We start from the raw sequence: 21,388 nt of genomic DNA on the forward strand, positions 1-21,388 counted from the left end.
TCTTTTTAAAACCTCAAAGCATATCAAAATAATTATATCAATGGGTCTGTTCTTTATGATTATTCAATCATATGCACAATCTTTGCCCACAATAGACTCTTTAGTAAACAAAAGTTATATTTATTTAGAAAAAATCTATTATACAAAAGAATATACTGACTCAGGAAAAAAATATTTGAATGCTTATATTAGAAAAGCAAAATTAGAAGATAATATAATAGAAATTATTACAGGTTATCATCTATATGCAGACTATTATGATAACACCTATAGTATCGCTACTAAATATATTGATAGTGCCATTACACTTGCTAAAACCAATAAAATTAAAACTAAATCTTATCCTGCAAGATTATATGGTAAAAAAGGTTATATAGAGCGTGTAGAAGGTAATTTTAAACGAGCTATAGATTATTATTTAAAAGAAATAGAGCTACTATATCCAGAAAACAAAACTCTTATAAACTATAGCAATTATAACATAGGTCTTATTAAAAGGGATTATGGAGATATTGAAGGTGCTAAATCCATTCTTAAAAAAAATTTAGAATATGATATTGAGAAATTAGAAAAGTATCCAAAAGATTATTTAGAGACTTATTTATATACCGTACATGAGTTAGTTAGAACCTATCGTCTAAATAAAGAAATTGATTCAGCTAAGTCATTAAACCTTCAAGAACTAAAAAAAGCAATAAATACTAAAAATTTGGGGTATCTTTTCACTCTTAATGATGGTATAATTGATTGTATTAACAAGGACTATAACAGTAGTATCTCTAAATTAACTCCCATACTATCTAAACTGCACAATTCAAACGATCGTTATAATTTTGAAATATATAATTTAATTGATGCTTATTTCTATTTAGGAAAATCTCATGACGCTTTATCAAATGATAAAATGAAACTCTATTATTACAAAAAGATAGACTCATTAGCAGAAGCGACCAATTATCTGACTCCAGAAACCAAAAAGGTCTATTTTAGTTTAGCACTTCATTATAAAAAAAGTGGTAACAATAAAGAACAGCTTAAATATCTTACAAAAGGAATCAAAATTGACAGTATTTTAGACACAAATTATAAATACGTTAATAGTCAACTTGAATCAAATTATGATATTCCTGAACTCATAAAAGAGCAAAAAAAACTTATATCTGTTTTGAAGCAGGAAAATGTTAAATCTTCAAAAAAACAGATTCTATTTTTTAGCCTTTTAATATTAAGTGTTACAGGGTTAGGATATTTTTATTTAAGACAAAAACTTTATAAAAAAAGGTTTAAGGCATTACTTAAAAAAAACGAATCAAATTCAAAAAAGGAAAAAAAACCATCATTAAAAATAAATAAACAACTTCTTAATATACCAGAAGAGACTGCATCACATATTATTTCTAAGCTTAATGAGTTTGAAGAAAATAAATATTTCCTAAAAACAAATTTAACGCTAAATAAATTATCTAAACGTTTTAAAACTAATTCTAAATACCTTGCTATTGTTCTCAAAAACACAAAAGGAAAAGGAGTAAGTCAATATATCAATGATTTACGCATTAATTATGTTATCGTTAAACTTGAAAGTGATATAAAATTTAGAAGATATACTATAAAAGCTATTGCTAAAGAGGTTGGCTTTAATACAGACCAAGCTTTTTCTAAAGCTTTTTATAAAAAAACGGGTATTTACCCATCTTACTTTATTAAAGAGTTAAATAAATAGCCTAGCTATTCAAAAATTTAATATTTCGGGTTAAACCCGAATATTTAGTACGTTTTACAGCCGATTTTTGAAACACCTTTTTAAAAACATCTTCAGTTATTTCTTGCCAATCTTTTTTTGTCATTGTTAATAAATCTGGATCAGGATTAAATAACGGTTGATTATGTGGTTTAGAAAACTTATTCCAAGGACAAACATCCTGACAAACATCACACCCAAAAATCCAATCGTCAAATTTAGATTTCATTGTGTTAGGTAATTGATCTTTAAGTTCAATAGTAAAATAACTAATACATTTACTACCATCTACAACATAAGGATCTACAATTGCTTGTGTTGGACAGGCATCAATGCATGCTGTACAAGTACCACAATGGTCTGTTACTGGTGTATCATAATCCAACTCTAAGTCAATAATAAGTTCTGCAATAAAATAAAACGAACCCACTTTTTGAGTTAATAAATTACTGTGTTTACCTATCCAACCTAAACCTGATTTTGCAGCCCAAGCTTTATCTAAAACTGGAGCCGAATCCACAAAAGCACGTCCAGAAACCTCTCCAATATGTTCTTGGATAAATTGTGATAATTGTTTTAATTTAGATTTTATGACATGATGATAATCATACCCATACGCATACTTAGACACTTTATAGGTATCATTTATTTGTTGTTGTTCAGGATAATAATTTAATAACAATGATATCACAGACTTTGAATCCTCTACTAATTTTGTTGGATCCAAACGCTTGTCAAAATGATTTTGCATGTAATCCATTTGACCATTCATATTATTGTTTAACCAACGTTCTAATCTTGGCGCTTCTTCTTCTAAAAATTTAGCTTTACTGATACCACAAGACAAAAAACCTAAACGTTTAGCCTCATCCTTAATTAGATTAGTATACTTAGTTTTATTATTAAGCATTAGTCTCTTTTCTGAAAACGTAACAATGCGTTTTTAGGTTTTAATGTAATCAAAGGGGTAATTTCGATAGTTTCAGATTTAGGTTCTATTTTATACTTTTTAAGTAGTTCTGTAACAGCTATAATCATTTCAAACATCGCAAAATTATTACCTATACATTTTCTAGGTCCAGCTCCAAAAGGAAAATATTGAGCTGAATACTGACGTCCACCATCTTTAAAACGCTCTGGCAAAAAAGTATCTGGTTGGTCCCAAAGCTTTGGATGTCTATGCATTTCATAAACTGAAAACAATAAATTACTACCAGATTCAAAATGATACTCATTAAAATCATCTGGTTTAATGTTTACTCGGTCTATAAAATAAGCAGGAGGATACAATCGCATAGCTTCTTCTAAAACTTGTTGACAGATTTTTGAGTTAGAAACACGTGTCATTAAATCTGCATCATCGCCTCCTAAAGTTAACCTCTCGTTATAGATTTTATCTTGCCATTCAGGATGCTTTGCTAGTAACTGAAAAGTAAAAGTTAAAGCATTAGAAGTTGTTTCATGTCCAGCTGTAAAAATAATTAATATTTCATCTATTAATTGTTGCTCTGACATACCTTGACCATCATCATATTTGGTCTCTAAAAGCATATCCAACAAATCATCATAACGTTTATTAGAGGCTTTACGATCTGCAACAATACCCTTTAAAATAATTCTAGCCTCTTCAGATAATTTTAAATGCTTTTTTAATTCGCCTCCTGTTTTAAACCACCAACCTAAATAAGGTTGTCTAAGTTCTTTTACTAACATACGTTGATTGGCTTCAGTTATAAACTGAAGACGTTCCATATCTTTGGCTCTAGCTGGTTTGGTAAATAAAGACTTAACTACTGTTTGAAACGCAAGGTCATTTAGTATTGGAAAAACATCAATAGTTTTGTTGGTATAAATTTTATTAAATTCTTCTACAATGGTGTCTTGCATACCGCTTAATAAATTCTGCAATTGCTTTTTATGAAAAGCAGGTTGCATCATTTTACGTTGCTTTTTCCATTTATCACCTTCAGAGGTTAATAAACCTTCACCTACATATTTTACTAAATCCTTTGTTTGTATGTTAGACTTAGTGTAGTTTTTTTGGTTTTTCTGAAGAACATATTGTGCAAAAGCAGCATCACGACAAAAGTATATTTTAGAATTAAAGCTGACATTCAATTTAAAAATATCACCTTTTTCTGTAAAATTCTTATTATGAAAAGGTAATGGGTTTTTTAAAATTTCTAAAGAATGCTTAATGAATTTTAATAACGAAACTTCTGGTATTTTTTTCATTTAAAATATTTAATTCAATTATAAAACTCTAACTATTGCAATGTACTAGAATAAACCTCCTTGAGTTGGTCCTTTAATTTTCCCTAAATGTTTATAGGCAAGTTCAGTAACCTCACGTCCTCGTGGAGTACGCATTATAAAACCTTGTTGTATTAAAAAGGGTTCATACACTTCTTCAACCGTTTCTGTACTTTCACTTACAGCGGTTGCAATAGTACTAATACCTACTGGACCACCTTTAAATTTATCGATTATGGTTGATAGAATTTTATTATCCATTTCATCTAAACCATAAGCGTCAACATTAAGGGCTTCTAAGCTATATCTAGCAATTTTAATATCTATACTACCATTCCCTTTAATCTGAGCAAAATCACGTACACGACGTAGTAAAGCGTTGGCTATTCTTGGAGTCCCACGACTACGTCCTGCAATTTCGATTGCTGCTTCCATAGAAATTGGTACATTTAAGATATCTGCACTACGCTGAATGATAGTAGTCAGTAAATCTGTTTTATAATATTGAAGTCTACTTTGGATACCAAAACGTGCTCTCATTGGAGCTGTTAATAAACCAGATCGCGTTGTAGCACCAACTAAAGTAAATGGGTTAAGATTGATTTGAACGGTTCTAGCATTAGGACCTGTTTCAATCATAATATCAATTTTATAGTCTTCCATTGCTGAGTATAAATACTCTTCTACAATTGGACTTAAACGATGGATTTCGTCTATAAAAAGAACATCTCTATCATCAAGGTTAGTTAATAGACCAGCTAAATCACCAGGTTTATCTAATACAGGACCTGATGTAATTTTGATTCCAACTCCTAACTCGTTTGCCAATATATTAGCAAGGGTCGTTTTACCTAAACCTGGAGGACCATGAAATAAAGTGTGGTCAAGTGCTTCGTCACGCTTATTAGCTGCCTGAACAAAGATTTGTAGATTTTCCAACACTTGGTCTTGACCTGTAAAATCGTCAAAGGAAAGGGGTCTTAATTGTCTTTCAACATCAAACTCTTCAGGAGAAAAATTATCGTTAGTTGGGTCTAGGTTTTCATTCATAATATTTTCGCGAAAGCGTAATAGAATTAATAATATTGTGCAAACAGTTTTAGATAAATAATAAACTGTTTAATAAAGTGTATAAACAAATATAAAGAAAAAGCCTTTCTGATTAAACAGAAAGGCTTTTCAATATTATATATAGATGTAAATCTAGTGTTGTAATTCTTCTTCTCCTTCTTTTAGGGGTATATTTTGAGGTACAAAATCTTCAACATGACCTGGTTTACTGTAGTCATAAGCCCATCTATGTACTTGAGGAATAGCTCCTGGCCAGTTACCATGTACATGCTCTACTGGAGTTGTCCACTCTAAAGTATTTGATCTCCATGGGTTTTGTTCTGCTTTCTTACCGTAGAAAATACTAGCAAAGAAATTATATAGGAATACTACTTGGAAAATACTTCCAATAATAGCAAACATTGTAATAACAACATTTACACTAGCTAAATCATCAAATAATGGAAAGTTAGTATTAGTATAATAACGTCTTGGTAATCCAGCCATACCAATGAAGTGCATTGGGAAAAATACACCATAAGCACAAACAGCTGTAATCCAGAAGTGAACATAACCTAAGTTTTTGTTCATCATACGTCCAAACATTTTAGGGAACCAGTGGTATACACCAGCAAAGAAACCATATAATGCAGAGATACCCATTACTAAGTGGAAGTGAGCCACAACAAAGTAAGTATCATGAACGTTAATATCTAAAGCACTATCACCTAAGATAATTCCAGTTAATCCTCCTGTTATAAAAGTTGAAACCAATCCAATTGAAAACAACATGGCTGGATTCATTTGGAGGTTACCTTTCCATAGTGTGGTAATATAGTTAAACGCTTTAACTGCTGAAGGAATAGCAATTAATAATGTTGTAAAAGTAAATACAGATCCTAAGAATGGATTCATTCCTGAGATAAACATGTGGTGTCCCCAAACAATTGTAGATAAAAATGCAATTGCTAAAATTGAAGCTACCATTGCACGATATCCAAAGATTGGTTTACGTGAGTTAGTTGCAATAATCTCTGAGGTAATACCTAATGCTGGTAATAATACAATATATACTTCTGGGTGACCTAAGAACCAAAATAAGTGCTCAAATAAAACTGGAGAACCACCTTGGTAATGTAAAACTTCACCTTGGATAAATATATCAGATAGGAAGAATGATGTACCAAAACTTCTATCCATTATTAATAATAATGCAGCAGATAATAATACAGGGAAAGAAACTACACCAATGATTGCTGTAACAAAAAACGCCCAAATCGTTAATGGTAATCTAGTCATAGACATACCTTTTGTACGAAGATTAATTACAGTTACAACATAATTTAAAGATCCTAATAAAGAGGAAGCGATAAATATTGCCATAGATACTAACCATAATGTCATACCTAAACCTGATCCACCTTGAGCCATAGGTAAAGCACTAAGAGGAGGATAAATTGTCCAACCTGCTGCAGCTGGTCCAGCTTCAACAAAGAAAGAACTAATCATGATTACACTTGATAAAAAGAATAACCAATAAGATACCATGTTTAAAAAACCTGATGCCATATCTCTGGCACCTATTTGTAACGGAATTAAAAGGTTACTAAATGTACCACTTAAACCTGCAGTAAGTACAAAGAATACCATTATTGTACCATGAATGGTAACTAATGCTAAGTAGATATCTGCACTCATAACTCCATCAGGAGCCCATTTGCCTAATAATGCTTCAAACATTGGATTAGCCTCTTCTGGCCAAGCAATTTGAATACGCATCATTATAGACATCGCTACACCAATAATACCCATTATTAGACCAGTAATTAAATACTGCTTAGCGATCATTTTATGATCTTGACTAAAAATATATTTAGTTATAAATGTTTCTTTATGATGATGACCATGATCGTCATGTCCATGTTCTTCTACGTGTGCTGACATAATCTAAAATCTTTAATTTGAGTTTTCTTTTACCTTAATTTTTTACTAATGAATCTACAAAAAGCTTTTGCTCTTTAATCCATGCATCATATTCTTCTTGTGTTTCTACTACTATTTTCATTTGCATGTTATAGTGTGAAGTACCACAAATTTTATTACATAATAATAAATAATCAAACTCATATGGTTCTAAAGCTTCTTCACCTTTAGCCATTAATTCTTGACTTTTTTCCTTTCTTATATTATTAATGTTAGCTACCTTATCTTGGATTTCGGCAGTTTCACGCATTTCTGCAGTTGTTTTAGTTGGAGTAAAACTAAACTGAGTAATCATACCCGGAACACAGTTCATTTGTGCTCTAAAGTGAGGCATGTAAGCAGAGTGTAATACATCTTGAGATCTCATTTTAAATAATACAGGTTTACCTACAGGTAAATGTAATTCTTTAACAATAATATCATCTTGTGCGTTTGGATCAGCTTCATCAACACCTAATTCATTAGCTCTATTAATATCAATTAATCTAACGTTTGCTTTACCTAAAGCGTTATCAATACCAGAGTATCTTGCCTTCCAGTTAAATTGTTGTGCATATAGTTCTACAACCATTGGATCAGCATCTTCATCAATATTCATGATACTAGTCCAAGTAAATAGACCTTGTATAATTAAACCTGCTAATACAATTACAGGTATAATAGTCCAGATAGCTTCTAATTTATTGTTATCAGCAAAGAATAAAGCTTTTCTACCTTTTTCTCCTCTATATTTAAATGCGAAATAGTGCAATAAAAACTGTGTGATTGTTTGTACAAAAAAGATAACAATCATTGATATGATCATTAAGTTATCTATTCCAGGTCCATGCTCTGAAGCCGAATTAGACATTAATGGTAAATCTCCCCATTTCACAAAACAGATAATTGTAATGGCATAGATAAAGATTAAAAATCCTATCATTAAGTAACCGTTAATACGGTTATCGTTATCGTTTGCTACTTGATTATTTTCAGTTGTTTTGCCAGTTTGGGTTAAATCAAAGATTTTAACCATTTGCCAAATAGCGATGAAAATAAATACTAAAACTAAAATTGATAATAAAGTCGTCATTGTTATCGTTCTTCTTTATTTTATTTTTTATTAATAATGGAAATGTTCGCTTTCTTTGATGAAAGGATTTCCTTTAGCTATAAGAGGTTGTTTAGATATAGCATAGAATACTATGAATAAGAATAAACCAGCAAATAATAAGATTGCTCCTATTTCAGGCATACCAATAAACCATCTATCTCCTACAGTTGCAGGCATAATCATATTGAAAACATCAATATAATGTCCAGCTAATATTACAACTCCAGTCATTATTACAAACCAAGGAATACGCTTATAATCACTATTCATTAATAATAATAATGGAAATAAGAAGTTCATTGCAATCATACCAAAGAATGGTAAGTTATAATCGTTAATTCGTGTTACGTAATATGTTACTTCTTCTGGAATATTAGAATACCAAATTAACATAAATTGAGAGAACCATAAGTAAGTCCAGAAAATACTAAATCCAAACATAAATTTAGCTAAATCATGAATATGGCTGTCATTTACTTGAGATAATAAGCCTTTAGACTTAAGATATATTGTAATCATTGCCATTACAGTGACAGCACAAACCATCATACCTGCAAAAACATACCATCCAAATAAAGTAGAGAACCAGTGAGGATCAACACTCATAATCCAATCCCATGACATCATTGATTCAGTATATATAAAAAATACTAAAAATGCAGCTGCTATACGGAAAGATTTTTTAAAGTTTCTTTTGTCTCCTTCTGGTGCTTGATCTTGTGCTAGTGAGAATTTACGAGCAAAGAATCTATATAAAGACCATCCACCAATAAAAATTAGACCTCTAATAAAAAATCCAGTAGTATTTAACCATCCTGATTTACCAGCAACCAACTTATCATATTTATCACTTTCAGGATTAACCATTTCATCATTCATCCAAACAAAAATATGGTCACCAGCAAACATTGCAATTGCTAGAACTATTAAGGCTCCAGGTAAAAGATAGTAAGTAATACCTTCCATTACTCTAAATAACAATGGAGACCATCCTGCTTGTGCTGCAAATTGAATTGCATAAAAAGCTAGAGCTCCTAAAGCAATCATCATAAAGAAAAATGCTGCCACGTAAAGAGCAGAATAAGGTCTGTTGTGAATTTGGTGCATTACATGCTCAGCATGTTCATCACCATGATCTGCTGATGCAGAATGAGAATCTGTTTGACCATGAGAGTCTTCACTAGCATGAGTGTCATGTGCTGCTTCTGGAGCATGACTATCTGCTACAGCATGAGCATCACCATGAGAACCATGACTTGCTTCATCAGCTAACATTGCTTTAACATCATCTTTAGTTACATGATGAGATGAGAAATAACTTGTTCCCCATAATACTGCTCCTAAAATGATTAGGATTAGTGAAACTATTTTTAGTCTATTTGAAAGTGTGTACATATCTATATATAAACTTTATCTAAAATCTTATTTTTGTAGGTCTGCCTTTAATTTCATAACATAAGCAACTACTTGCCAACGCTCTTCTTCATTTAAGAAATTAGCATAAGAACCCATTGAGTTTTTACCATAATACATAACGTGATAAATACTACCCGAATTAATAGCTCTACCAGCATCATCGTAGCTAGGCACTCCTAAAATCTTTTCTCTTTTTACTAAGTTACCTTTACCATCTCCTTTATTACCGTGACAAATACCACAGTAAATATTATAAAGTTCTTTAGCTCTTGGCTCGTCAAATTGAGTTGAATCTAGAGGACTTGTAAGTTCTGCTTTAGCTAAGTCATAACCAGCAACATCGTTTGAATATTCAAAAGGTGTGTATCCTCTAGGGATAGTTCCATCAACAGGCAACTGAGCTTCTACTCCGTTTGCAAATGCATCTGACTCCTGATAAGCTTCATAACCTACGGATTCATACATGTTAGGCATGTATTGATAGTTAGGTCGCGAACTTTTGTTACAAGATGTAAAAGTTATTGCTATTAATGCTACTATTGTTATTTTAATTAAATGTTTCATTGTATCTAATTAATGTGCTTTATCTACTACGTTAATCTCTACTGCTCCAGTTTTTGCTAACAGATTGTGTAAATCTTGTTCATTTCCTTGAACAGGAATCTCCATTAAGAAATGGTCATCTGTAGTTCTAGGGTCTGGATTTTCAGCTTGTTTAAAAGGCCACATTTTACTTCTTAAATAAAATGTAATTACCATTAGGTGAGCTGCAAAAAATACTGTTAACTCAAACATAATTGGTACAAATGCAGGTAAATTTTCTAAATAGCTAAAGCTTGGTTTACCACCAATATCTTGTGGCCAATCTTCAATCATAATGAAATTCATCATTAATGTTGCTACAGTTATACCTACACATCCATATAAGAATGCACAAATTGCTAAACGTGTTGGAGCTAATCCCATTGCCTTATCTAGTCCGTGAACTGGAAAAGGAGTATATACTTCTTCGATGTGATGCTTTGCTGCTCTTACTTCTTTAACAGCATGCATTAAAACATCGTCATCGTTATAAATAGCGTGAATTACTTTTGAAGCTTCCATATGCTACTTTAAATTATTTGTTTCTTTATTAATCACATCTGATGTTCTAGCATCAGCACCTGTACCCATTAAACTTTCACCATTTTCTCTAATGTTCTTGTAACGTTGTCCAGATGATTTTAAAATTGTCTTAACTTCTGCTTGAGCAATTACTGGGAAGGTTCTAGAGTATAATAAAAATAATACAAAGAAGAATCCTATAGTACCAATAAATATTCCTATATCAACAAAAGTTGGTGAAAACATAGTCCATGAAGATGGTAAGTAATCTCTGTGTAATGAAGTTACAATAATTACGAAACGTTCAAACCACATTCCTATGTTTACTACTATAGATATGAAGAATGAAAACATAATACTTGTACGTAATTTTTTAAACCACATGAATTGAGGTGAAAATACGTTACATGACATCATCATCCAATAAGCCCATGCGTATGGTCCAGTTGCTCTGTTTAAGAAAGCATATTGCTCAAATTCAACACCAGAATACCAAGCAACAAAAAGCTCAGTGATATAAGCCACACCAACAATAGATCCTGTAAGCATGATTACAATGTTCATTAATTCTATATGTTGCACAGTAATGTAGTCTTCTAGGTGACATACCTTTCTCATAATAATAAGAAGTGTATTTACCATTGCAAATCCTGAGAAAATCGCTCCTGCAACAAAGTAAGGAGGAAAGATAGTAGTGTGCCAACCAGGAATTACAGAGGTAGCAAAGTCAAATGATACAATTGTGTGTACAGAAAGTACTAAAGGAGTCGCTAAACCAGCTAATACTAAAGATACTTCTTCAAAACGTTGCCAATCTTTTGCACGTCCTGTCCATCCAAAACTTAATAAAGCATATATCTTTTTCTGAAAAGGTTTAACAGCTCTATCACGTAGCATGGCAAAGTCAGGTAATAAACCAGTCCACCAGAATACTAATGATACGGATAAATAAGTTGAAATTGCAAATACATCCCAAAGTAGTGGTGAGTTAAAGTTTACCCATAATGAACCAAATTGGTTTGGAATAGGTAATACCCAATATGCTAACCATGGACGACCCATGTGAATAATTGGAAATAAACCTGCTTGAACTACCGAGAAAATTGTCATAGCTTCTGCAGAACGGTTAATTGCCATTCTCCATTTTTGACGGAATAATAATAGTACTGCCGAAATTAATGTTCCTGCGTGACCAATACCAACCCACCAAACGAAGTTAGTAATATCCCAAGCCCAGTTAACTGTTCTGTTTAAACCCCAAGTTCCTATTCCTGTTGAAACAGTATAAATAATACAACCTATTCCCCAAAGAAAAGCTACAAGAGCGATTGAAAAGACAATCCACCATTGTTTGTTAGCTTTACCCTCTACAGGAGCTGCGATATCTACAGTTACATCGTGATACGATTTCTCGCCAGTAACTAAAGGTCTTCTAATAGGTGCTTCGTAATGAGACGCCATAATCCTTTTATAATTGTTTATTAATTAATCTATTTTATGCTTCTGTTGTATTTCTTACTTTAGTATGATACTGAACATTAGGTTTAGTACCAACACTTTCTAATAAGTGATACATACGATCGTCTTTTAAAAGTTTTGCAACTTTACTTTCTTCATCGTTTATATCTCCAAATACCATTGCTCCACTTCCACATGCTGCAGAACAAGCTGTTTGGAACTCACCATCCTTTATCTCACGTCCATCACGTTTAGCATCAAGAATTGTTTTTTGTGTTTTTTGAATACACATAGAACATTTTTCCATTACACCACGAGAACGAACTGTTACGTCTGGATTAATTACCATACGACCTAAATCGTTATTCATGTGGTAATCAAACTCATCGTTACCATTGTATAAGAACCAGTTAAAACGTCTTACTTTATATGGACAGTTGTTTGCACAATATCTTGTACCAACACATCTGTTATACGCCATATGGTTTTGACCTTGTCTTCCATGTGCAGTTGCAGCAACAGGACAAACTGTTTCACAAGGTGCATGGTTACAATGCTGACACATTACAGGTTGGAATGCTACTTGAGGATTATCTGCAGGATCTTCTAATTCTCCAAAACCTCCTAAAGAACCATTATCTCCAAATAAACCAGAGAACCCTTCTTTTTTAGCATCATCCTCTGCAAATGTATCTTCAGATGAATAATATCTATCAATACGTAACCAGTGCATATCACGACTACGTCTTATTTCTTCTTTACCTACAACTGGTACATTATTTTCTGCGTGACATGCTATAACACATGCTCCACATCCTGTACAAGCATTTAAATCTATAGATAAGTTAAAATGATGTCCAATAGAACGATCAAACTCATCCCAAAGATCGACTTGTGGAGATGTTACAGGAGTTTCTTCGTGGTTTAAAGATACCATTGGCACTTCATTCCAGTAATGTTTATCCTTTGTGTTAAAAATCTCTAAAGTAGTTTCTTTAATAATATCTCCACGACCCATTAACGTGTTTTGTAACTGAACACAAGCAAATTCATGCATTCCGTTAGCTGGCTCAATAGAAACACTTTGTACTGTGTCAAAATTAGTATATAATGCATAAGCATTAACACCAGTTTTCATTTCGTCCTTAAGACCAGTCGTTCTACCATAACCAAATGATAAACCAACAGAACCTTTAGCTTGACCTGGTTGAATAATTACTGGTACAGTTAATGGCTGAGCACCTTTAACTTTTAAAGTAACATAACTACCATTTAATGCTCCAGTAGAATCATTTTCATTAATGATATTCCAAGCTTCTGCATCTGCTTTAGATACCGTTAAATAGTTATCCCAAGATGTTCTTGAAATTGGATCTGGAAACTCTTGTAACCATGGGTTATTGGCCTGCTGACCATCTCCCATACCTACCTTTGTATATAACGTTAATTCTGTTCCTGTAGTTTTTGCAGAAGCAGCTAACTCTCTAGCTACATTAGTTCCAGGAACTTCATCAATAGCAATTTCCTCAACTATTGTTTCTTCTTCAAGAATATTTTCAACTGAAACATTGCTTACATATACACCATCATGTAATGCTTGATTGTAAGAACTACCGTTAAGAATTGAATCTTTCCATGTTGATTTGATATAATCATTTATTGATACTCCATTGTCAGTCCACTTTAATAAAGCTTCTTGAAATTGACGGGTATCAAATAAAGGTCTAATTGTTGGTTGCATTAAAGCAAAATGACCTTTTTTAATTTCAACATCTCCCCAAGACTCTAAATAATGAGGTGCTGCTGCTGTATATTGACTCACTAAAGCTGTTTCGTCTTCCTTAGAAGTAAAAACTATAGATAAAGAAGTTTTCTTTAATCCTTCAGAAAAGTCTTTTGCATTAGGCAAAGTATACATTGGGTTAACACCACTCATGATAACAGCACCAACTTTACCTGCTTTCATATCGGCAATTAAAGTTTGTACTGCTTTGTTATTACCTTGACGCGTTTTAATTGGCGTTTTAGGATCAAAAGCTTTACTTCCTAATTTTTTATTTATTTCTAAAGCAACTGTTTGCGCATTAACATCTTGAATACCAGTTACTACAACCCCATTACTTCCTGCTTTAAGTAATTCTGAAGCTGTTTTTTGAACAGCATCTTTAATTTTTGCAGGTAAAGCATTAGTATTTACAGAGCTACCAACTATTAAACTATGTAGTTGTGCTAAAGCTAACTTTTGTTGAGTAGGAGTTAATGGTACACGCTTATCTGCATTAGCACCAGTTAATGACATATTAGATTCAAACTGAATATGTCTTGACATTTTACCATGGTCAGGCACTCTTTTTGAAGCGTAACCTGCATCAAATCCACCACCTTGCCAATCTCCTAAAAAGTCTGCACCAACAGAAACAACTGTCATTGCTTTGGCAAAATCATAATTTGCTAAACCACGTTCTCCATACATTGCTTGATAAGCATCTAAAGCAGCCGACTCTGAAACAGCATCATAAACCACGTGGTTTACATTACCAAACTTTTCAGAAAACTCTGCAATTAATTTAGATGTCGATGGACTAGCATAAGTTTGAGTTAATAAAGTAATTTGTTTACCAGAATCCTTTAAGCTATTTAAAGCATTAATAGTTTCGGTATCAAATTCAGACCAAGCAATTGCTTTATCTCCTTTTTTAGGACCTTGAACTCTTAAGCTATCATATAAATCTAAAACAGAAGCATTAACTCTGGCATTTGCGTGACCATTAGTTGAAGCTAACGTATTGTTTTCAATTTTAATTGGACGACCTTCTCGAGTCTTAACTAAAACACTTGCAAAATCAAAACCATTAGCTATAGTCGTTGCATAATAATTTGCAACACCAGGAACAATACGATCTGGTTGAACTATGTAAGGAATAGATTTAACTACTGGTCCTTCACAAGCAGCTAAAGATGCTGCTGCGGTACTAAAACCAACATATTTTAAGAAATCACGACGTGTTGTTGAAGAACTCTCTAATGTATCTTTATCACCTAAAAACTCATCAGTAGGAATTTCTTGAACAAATTCGTTTTGTTTTAGCGTCTCAACAATAGAACTATCGTTTAGCTCCTCAACACTTTTCCAGTATTTCTTGTTTGATGACATATTATATAATTGAATTTATTTCTTTATTAATTATTTTAATCTCTTCCTTATAAATTAGGAAGTAATCCTATATTGTTAGTAATGACATTTACCACATTCTAAACCTCCCATTTGAGCTGCAGTAAAGTTTTCTTTACCATACTTTTTGTATAACTGCTCGTGGATTTTTGTGTAGTAAGCATTATCCTTTACTTTAACATCTGTCTCTCTGTGACAGTTAATACACCATCCCATAGTTAAAGGTGCATGCTGTGACATAATTTCCATTTCTTCAACAGGACCATGACAAGTTTGACACTCAACACCTCCAACAACTACGTGCTGAGAGTGATTGAAATAAGCAAAATCTGGCAATTTGTGAATTTGGATCCATTTTACTGGAGAACTTTCTCCTGTATATTTTTGTTCAGCATCATCCCAACCAACTGCTTTATATAATTTCTTAATTTCAGCATTATAATTTACACCATATTCTGCTAATCCTTCAGCTTGAGTTTCTGGAGCAACTTCATAAATTGATTTATGACAATTCATACATACGTTTAAAGACGGTATACCTGAATGCTTACTTACTCTTGCAGAAGAATGACAGTATTTACAATCTATACCATTATCTCCAGCGTGAATTCTGTGAGAATAATGTATTGGCTGTATTGGTTCGTAACCTTGGTTAACTCCAACTTGCATTAAGAAACCGTAAACAAAATATGCACTCGCCAACATCAAAACAACAACTGAAACTAAAACCAAAAACTGATTTTGAGCAAAAGCTTTCCATAGCGGAGTACGTTTTGAAGATTGAGGCAACTCAACACCTTTTGCTTCAGCAAAACGACGTAAAGTTTTATTCACTAAAAATAATGCTGCAGCCAACAAAGCAAACAACACACCTAAAGCACCAAGGATTAATTTATTTGAAATTCCACCTTCACTTGAAGCAGAACTACTACTACCTCCATCTATCGGACCTGGTGGTGGCGGAGCAACAGTTGGCTCAGTTGCAGTATAAGCTAATATATTATCAATATCAGCATTTGTTAACGTTGGAAACGCACTCATTGCAGCTCCATTAAACTCGTTATAAATCTTGTTTGCGTAAGCATCTCCAGATTTGATAAGTCCCGCACTGTTTTTTATCCATTTGTACAACCACTCTCTATCCAATCCCTCAGTATCTGCTAAACGAGCCTCTACATTACGTAAAGCTGGACCTGTCATTTTCTTGTCTAGCTTATGACAAGCTATACAGTTTGCATTAAACAATGCTTTACCAGTAACAGCGTCGCCATCTTGTGCGAAAAGAGAGGTTGAGAGCGTTAGTAAAAAAATTAAGCTTAAACTAAGAGTGTTGCGACTTAACTTACGGTGAATCACCTGTTTCATATTGTATATTGAATTTACTTCTAAACTTTGGTATGGTTTTTTCATCTATTTTAATAAAATACAGTTCAAAAAACGTTTAGCAAAAGTAATACTTAAAGTCGATTTTAGAAATCTTAAAGAAGTCTTAATTGCTAATTTAGAGATATTCTAAATAACAAATTATATCACTTTTACGTTTAATACTTATACATTTGCAATAAATATACTAAAATATGATGATTACACAAATAAAAACCTATTATCTAAGTGCCTTAATCACAATATGTTTTTCAACATTTACAATTGCTCAACAAGGGACAGTAGTAGTCAATGAAGATCCTTCAATACCCAAATTACTTGAGATTAAAAAAGACATTAATAAAGATGATAATAATAGCGATAGATATAAAATTCAGATTTATTCTGGAAGCGTAAGTAAAGCTGAAAGCACTAAGTCTAAATTTGATAATTCAATTGGTATATGGAAATCTCAGCTAACTTTTGAATCTCCAGATTATAAAGTGTGGGTAGGAAATTTTAGAACAAGATTAGAGGCTGAACGTGCTTTGTTAGATGTTCAGAAAAAGTTTAAAGATGCTTTTATTTTTAAACCAAAAAAGGATTAAAGTCTTAAATATTTATAATTAAAATAAAAAAAAGCGATTCATTATGAATCGCTTTTTTTTTATGATTAAACTTAAATGATTATTTAAGTTTTTTCTTTACTTCTACTTCATGGAATGCTTCAATTACGTCTCCGACATTAATGTCGTTGTAATTCTTAATCTGCATACCACAATCATATCCTTTAGAAACTTCTTTAGCATCGTCTTTAAAACGTTTTAACGAAGCTAATTCACCTGTATAAGCTACTACTCCATCTCTAATTAAACGTATTTGAGAGTTTCTAAATATTTTTCCATTCATTACCATACAACCTGCAATAGTACCAACTTTAGAAACTTTAAAGATTTCTCTAATTTCAGCAGTACCAGTAACCTCTTCTTTAACTTCTGGAGATAACATCCCTTCCATAGCGTCTTTAAGATCATTAATGGCGTCATAAATAATAGAATATGTTCTGATATCTACTTCTTCTCTATCTGCAATTGTTCTTGCATTTCCAACAGGACGAACATTAAATCCAATAATAATGGCATCTGATGCTGTTGCTAATAATACATCACTTTCAGTAATTGCACCAACACCTTTATGAAGGATATTTACTTGAATTTCTTCAGTGGATAGTTTTTGGAACGAATCTGTTAATGCTTCAACAGAACCATCCACATCTCCTTTAAGGATAATATTAAGCTCTTTAAACGTTCCTAAAGCAATACGACGACCAATTTCGGCTAACGTTAATGTTTTAGTTGTTCTAACGTCTTGTTCACGTTGTAACTGTGTACGCTTAGTTGCTATTTGCTTAGCTTCACGCTCATCTGCAAATACATTAAACTTATCACCTGCTTGAGGTGCTCCGTCTAAACCTAATACAGATACAGGAGTTGATGGTCCAGCTTCTTCAATGTCATGACCTCTTTCGTCATGCATGGCTTTAACTTTCCCGCTATTTTTACCTGCTAGTAGATAATCTCCTACACGTAATGTTCCTGCTTGAACTAATACTGTAGATACATAACCTCTACCTTTATCTAAATACGCTTCAACAACAGTACCTACTGCTGGTTTATTTGGATTTGCTTTAAGCTCTAATAATTCTGCTTCAAGCAATACTTTTTCTAATAATTCTTTTACACCCGTACCTACTTTGGCAGATATATCATGAGATTGAATTTTTCCTCCCCAATCTTCAACTAGTAAGTTCATTTGTGCTAAACCTTCTTTAATCTTTTCTGGATTAGCGTGTGGTTTATCAATCTTGTTAATTGCAAATACAATTGGTACACCAGCTGCTTGAGCGTGAGATATTGCTTCTTTTGTTTGAGGCATTATATCATCATCGGCTGCTGCTACAATAATGGCAATATCTGTTACTTGAGCACCACGAGCACGCATGGCTGTAAAGGCCTCGTGACCTGGTGTATCAAGGAATGCTATTTTTTGTCCATTATCTAATTGTACACCATAAGCACCAATGTGCTGTGTGATACCTCCAGACTCTCCTGCAATTACATTTTCTTTACGTATGTAATCTAATAAAGAGGTTTTACCATGATCTACGTGTCCCATTACAGTTACGATAGGTGCACGAGATTTTAAATCTTCTGGCTTATCTTGAACTTCTTCAATAGACTCTTCAATATCAGCTGTTACAAATTCGGTTTTATAACCAAATTCTTCAGCTACGATAGCTAATGTTTCAGCATCTAAACGCTGATTCATAGTAACCATCATACCAAGAGACATACATGCAGATATAATTTTTGTTACTGGAACATCCATCATAGTCGCTACTTCGTTTGCAGTAACAAACTCTGTAACTTTAAGTATTTTACTTTCTGCTGCTTCGATTTGTTGATCGATTTCAGTCTGCTCTCTATGCTGATCTCTTTTATCTCTTCTATACTTAGCACCTTTACCTTTAGAAGACTTACCTTGAAGTTTCTCTAAAGTTTCACGTACTTGTCTTTTAACATCCTCTTCGCTAGGCTCTGCTTTAACAATAGTTTTACGACCACCTGGTTTTCTACCTTTAAATCTATCATTTCCTCTTGATGGTCCTGATCCTTTACGGTTGTTATCACCTGGTTTTGAGATACGACGACGCTTTCTTTTATTTGCGTTATCATCTTTTTTAGGATCCTCTTTTTTCTTTTTAGGCTTATTAAACTGAGATAAATCAATTTTATCACCTGCAATTTTAGGACCCGAAAGTTTGGTGTATTTTGTTTTAAGCTTTTCTTCTACTGGAGCTTTGCTTTCTTCTTCTTTAGCCACATCCTTTTTAACTGGTGTTTTAGCTACAGGTTTAACCTCAGTTTTAACTTTAGGTTTAGCATCTGATTTAGCTTCAACTTTAGGAGTCACTTTGTTTGGTGAAGTTTTTTGCTCTTGAGCTTTTGGTGCTTCTTTTTTAGACGATGTATTTTGGTCTGCTTTTTTAGCGACTTTTTTACCAGTGTCTAAATCTATTTTACCAACAGGCTTAAGCTTAGATATAGATTTAGAAGCCTTAATCACTTCTTCCTCTTTTCTTTTCTTTTCCTTAGCTTCTTGCTCTGCTATAGCAGCTTTGGCTGCTCTTGCAGCTTTAGCAGCATCTTCAGCTTTTTGCTTTTCTGCTAGCTCTTTTTCGCGTTTAATACGCAGCTCTTCCTTCTCTTTATTCTTAGCTTCGTTAACTTCTTGTGATGCCATTTTCTTGTTAGCATCAGTTTGAAATTCGTCAGAAAGAATACTGTAAGTTTTCTCTGAAATTTTGGTAGTCGGTCGCTTCTCGATCTCCACACCTTTAGAATCCAAAAACTCTACAGCGCGATCAAGAGAGATGTTAAGCTCACGTAATACCTTATTTAATCTAATTGTTTCAGCCATAAATTGCCTTTAACCTTTTCTTTTTTTTCTCAAATATATGTTAATCTTCGAATTCTTCCTTAAGAATTCTAATAACATCTAAAATTGTTTCTTCTTCTAAGTCTGTTCTTTTTACTAAATCTGCCACATCTTGTTCTAAAATGCTTTTGGCTGTATCAAGACCAGCTTTACTAAATTCTGAAATAATCCAGCTATCGATTTCATCAGAAAATTCGCTTAATTCAACATCTTCTTCAGCACCTTCTCTTAACACGTCTATTTCATAACCTGTTAATTGTCCTGCTAACCTAATGTTGTGACCACCACGTCCAATAGCTTTACTTACTTCTTCTGGCTTTAAGATAGCTTCTGCACGTTTATTTTCTTCATCAATTTTAATTGATGTTACTCTTGCAGGACTTAATGCTCTAGTAATGTAAAGTTGTAAATTGGTTGTGTAATTAATAACGTCAATGTTTTCGTTACCAAGCTCACGAACAATTCCGTGTATTCTTGATCCCTTCATACCTACACAAGCTCCAACTGGATCAATTCTATCGTCATAAGAATCTACAGCTACTTTAGCTTTGTCACCTGGAATACGAACAACGTTTTTGATTGTAATTAAACCATCAAAAACTTCTGGAATTTCAGATTCGAATAATTTTTCTAAGAACTTAGGTGATGTTCTTGACATGATAATTGCTGGCTTATTTCCTTTAAGTTCAACACTATCAATAACACCTCTTACGTTATCTCCTTTTCTAAAAAAGTCAGATGGTATTTGTTTATCTTTTGGTAAGATGATTTCGTTACCTTCATCATCTAATAAAATTACTGCTCTGTGACGAATATGATGTACTTCTGCTGTATATAAGTCTCCAACTAACTCTTGGAATTGCTTAAACACATTAGTATTATCATGCTCGTGTATTTTAGAAATTAAGTTTTGGCGTAATGCTAAAATAGCACGACGTCCTAAATCTATTAATTTCACTTCTTGAGACACATCTTCTCCTACTTCAAAATCTGGCTCGATTTTTCTAGCTGCACTTAATGATATTTCTTGATTTGGTTCTTCTACTTCACCATCTGCAACAACGATTCTGTTTCTCCAAATTTCTAAATCTCCTTTATCTGGGTTTATAATAATATCAAAATTATCGTCATCTCCAAATTTTTTCTTTAATGCATTTCTAAATACATCCTCCAAAATAGCCATTAAGGTGACACGATCTATTAATTTATCGTCTTTGAATTCTGAAAAAGATTCAATTAACGCTATATTTTCCATAAC

The 21,388-nt window shown here is 32.8% G+C and carries 15 protein-coding genes; 2 read left to right on the forward strand and 13 right to left on the reverse strand.

Annotated features, from left to right (window positions below; genetic code table 11):
* The first annotated feature begins 55 nt into the window (after positions 1-55).
* Complete coding sequence (locus JAO71_RS10035; protein WP_203000618.1) at positions 56-1,723, forward strand: helix-turn-helix domain-containing protein; 1,668 nt, start codon at positions 56-58, stop codon at positions 1,721-1,723.
* Position 1,724: 1 nt separating this feature from the next.
* Here JAO71_RS10035 and queG read toward each other — a convergent pair whose 3' ends face one another.
* The 11 genes from queG to JAO71_RS10090 all read right to left on the reverse strand — a co-directional run bounded on the left by queG (position 1,725) and on the right by JAO71_RS10090 (position 16,635).
* On the reverse strand, positions 1,725-2,651 hold the full coding sequence (gene queG, locus JAO71_RS10040) for a tRNA epoxyqueuosine(34) reductase QueG (RefSeq protein ID WP_203000620.1): 927 nt from the start codon (positions 2,649-2,651) through the stop codon (positions 1,725-1,727).
* Positions 2,651-3,976, reverse strand: coding sequence for a cytochrome P450 (locus JAO71_RS10045; protein ID WP_203000622.1), 1,326 nt, complete (start codon positions 3,974-3,976; stop codon positions 2,651-2,653). Before JAO71_RS10045 ends, queG begins: the two co-directional genes overlap by 1 nt.
* 45 nt (positions 3,977-4,021) lie before the next feature.
* A complete protein-coding gene (ruvB, locus tag JAO71_RS10050) occupies positions 4,022-5,044 on the reverse strand; it encodes a Holliday junction branch migration DNA helicase RuvB (protein ID WP_028289333.1) in 1,023 nt (340 codons plus the stop codon).
* 153 nt (positions 5,045-5,197) lie between these two features.
* The gene (locus JAO71_RS10055; RefSeq protein ID WP_028289334.1) at positions 5,198-6,988 is read right to left on the reverse strand and encodes a cytochrome c oxidase subunit I; all 1,791 of its coding nucleotides are present in this window, start codon (positions 6,986-6,988) and stop codon (positions 5,198-5,200) included.
* A 34-nt stretch (positions 6,989-7,022) separates the two neighbouring features.
* Positions 7,023-8,099 (reverse strand): cytochrome c oxidase subunit II, encoded by a 1,077-nt coding sequence (locus JAO71_RS10060; RefSeq protein WP_028289335.1) that lies wholly within the window; start codon positions 8,097-8,099, stop codon positions 7,023-7,025.
* A 30-nt stretch (positions 8,100-8,129) separates the two neighbouring features.
* Positions 8,130-9,515, reverse strand: a complete 1,386-nt coding sequence (locus tag JAO71_RS10065) for a quinol:cytochrome C oxidoreductase (RefSeq protein WP_203000624.1) — start codon at positions 9,513-9,515, stop codon at positions 8,130-8,132.
* 27 nt (positions 9,516-9,542) lie between these two features.
* A complete protein-coding gene (locus JAO71_RS10070) occupies positions 9,543-10,100 on the reverse strand; it encodes a c-type cytochrome (protein ID WP_054852619.1) in 558 nt (185 codons plus the stop codon).
* A 9-nt stretch (positions 10,101-10,109) separates the two neighbouring features.
* Positions 10,110-10,640 carry a DUF3341 domain-containing protein gene (locus JAO71_RS10075; RefSeq protein WP_203000627.1) on the reverse strand — a complete coding sequence of 177 codons (531 nt, stop codon included), beginning with the start codon at positions 10,638-10,640 and terminating at the stop codon, positions 10,110-10,112.
* A 3-nt stretch (positions 10,641-10,643) separates the two neighbouring features.
* A complete protein-coding gene (gene nrfD / locus JAO71_RS10080; RefSeq protein WP_054852618.1) occupies positions 10,644-12,101 on the reverse strand; it encodes an NrfD/PsrC family molybdoenzyme membrane anchor subunit in 1,458 nt (485 codons plus the stop codon).
* A gap of 34 nt (positions 12,102-12,135) precedes the next feature.
* Positions 12,136-15,252, reverse strand: coding sequence for a TAT-variant-translocated molybdopterin oxidoreductase (locus tag JAO71_RS10085; protein ID WP_203000629.1), 3,117 nt, complete (start codon positions 15,250-15,252; stop codon positions 12,136-12,138).
* A 75-nt stretch (positions 15,253-15,327) separates the two neighbouring features.
* On the reverse strand, positions 15,328-16,635 hold the full coding sequence (locus JAO71_RS10090; protein WP_203000731.1) for a c-type cytochrome: 1,308 nt from the start codon (positions 16,633-16,635) through the stop codon (positions 15,328-15,330).
* Positions 16,636-16,847: 212 nt separating this feature from the next.
* Here JAO71_RS10090 and JAO71_RS10095 point away from each other — a divergent pair, with 212 nt between their 5' ends.
* On the forward strand, positions 16,848-17,240 hold the full coding sequence (locus tag JAO71_RS10095) for an SPOR domain-containing protein (protein ID WP_028289342.1): 393 nt from the start codon (positions 16,848-16,850) through the stop codon (positions 17,238-17,240).
* Positions 17,241-17,319: 79 nt separating this feature from the next.
* On the opposite strand, the gene infB is transcribed toward JAO71_RS10095, so the two are convergent.
* Both infB and nusA read right to left on the reverse strand, forming a co-directional pair.
* A complete protein-coding gene (gene infB, locus JAO71_RS10100; RefSeq protein WP_203000631.1) occupies positions 17,320-20,112 on the reverse strand; it encodes a translation initiation factor IF-2 in 2,793 nt (930 codons plus the stop codon).
* Positions 20,113-20,152: 40 nt separating this feature from the next.
* On the reverse strand, positions 20,153-21,385 hold the full coding sequence (nusA, locus tag JAO71_RS10105) for a transcription termination factor NusA (protein WP_028289344.1): 1,233 nt from the start codon (positions 21,383-21,385) through the stop codon (positions 20,153-20,155).
* Between the last annotated feature and the right edge of the window lie 3 nt (positions 21,386-21,388).

It is taken from the genome of Olleya sediminilitoris (assembly GCF_016785945.1).
GTDB classification, from domain to species: Bacteria; Bacteroidota; Bacteroidia; order Flavobacteriales; family Flavobacteriaceae; genus Olleya; species Olleya sediminilitoris.

Excerpts from the sequence above, each read along its gene's own strand:
- JAO71_RS10075 (WP_203000627.1), bottom strand. The coding sequence starts at position 10,640 with ATGGAAGCTTCAAAAGTAATTCACGCTATTTATAACGATGACGATGTT.
- JAO71_RS10045 (WP_203000622.1), bottom strand. The coding sequence starts at position 3,976 with ATGAAAAAAATACCAGAAGTTTCGTTATTAAAATTCATTAAGCATTCT.
- JAO71_RS10055 (WP_028289334.1), bottom strand. The coding sequence starts at position 6,988 with ATGTCAGCACACGTAGAAGAACATGGACATGACGATCATGGTCATCAT.
- nusA (WP_028289344.1), bottom strand. The coding sequence starts at position 21,385 with ATGGAAAATATAGCGTTAATTGAATCTTTTTCAGAATTCAAAGACGAT.
- JAO71_RS10085 (WP_203000629.1), bottom strand. The coding sequence starts at position 15,252 with ATGTCATCAAACAAGAAATACTGGAAAAGTGTTGAGGAGCTAAACGAT.
- JAO71_RS10060 (WP_028289335.1), bottom strand. The coding sequence starts at position 8,099 with ATGACGACTTTATTATCAATTTTAGTTTTAGTATTTATTTTCATCGCT.
- infB (WP_203000631.1), bottom strand. The coding sequence starts at position 20,112 with ATGGCTGAAACAATTAGATTAAATAAGGTATTACGTGAGCTTAACATC.
- JAO71_RS10065 (WP_203000624.1), bottom strand. The coding sequence starts at position 9,515 with ATGTACACACTTTCAAATAGACTAAAAATAGTTTCACTAATCCTAATC.
- JAO71_RS10095 (WP_028289342.1), top strand. The coding sequence starts at position 16,848 with ATGATGATTACACAAATAAAAACCTATTATCTAAGTGCCTTAATCACA.
- JAO71_RS10090 (WP_203000731.1), bottom strand. The coding sequence starts at position 16,635 with ATGAAACAGGTGATTCACCGTAAGTTAAGTCGCAACACTCTTAGTTTA.
- JAO71_RS10070 (WP_054852619.1), bottom strand. The coding sequence starts at position 10,100 with ATGAAACATTTAATTAAAATAACAATAGTAGCATTAATAGCAATAACT.
- nrfD (WP_054852618.1), bottom strand. The coding sequence starts at position 12,101 with ATGGCGTCTCATTACGAAGCACCTATTAGAAGACCTTTAGTTACTGGC.
- JAO71_RS10035 (WP_203000618.1), top strand. The coding sequence starts at position 56 with ATGATTATTCAATCATATGCACAATCTTTGCCCACAATAGACTCTTTA.
- ruvB (WP_028289333.1), bottom strand. The coding sequence starts at position 5,044 with ATGAATGAAAACCTAGACCCAACTAACGATAATTTTTCTCCTGAAGAG.
- queG (WP_203000620.1), bottom strand. The coding sequence starts at position 2,651 with ATGCTTAATAATAAAACTAAGTATACTAATCTAATTAAGGATGAGGCT.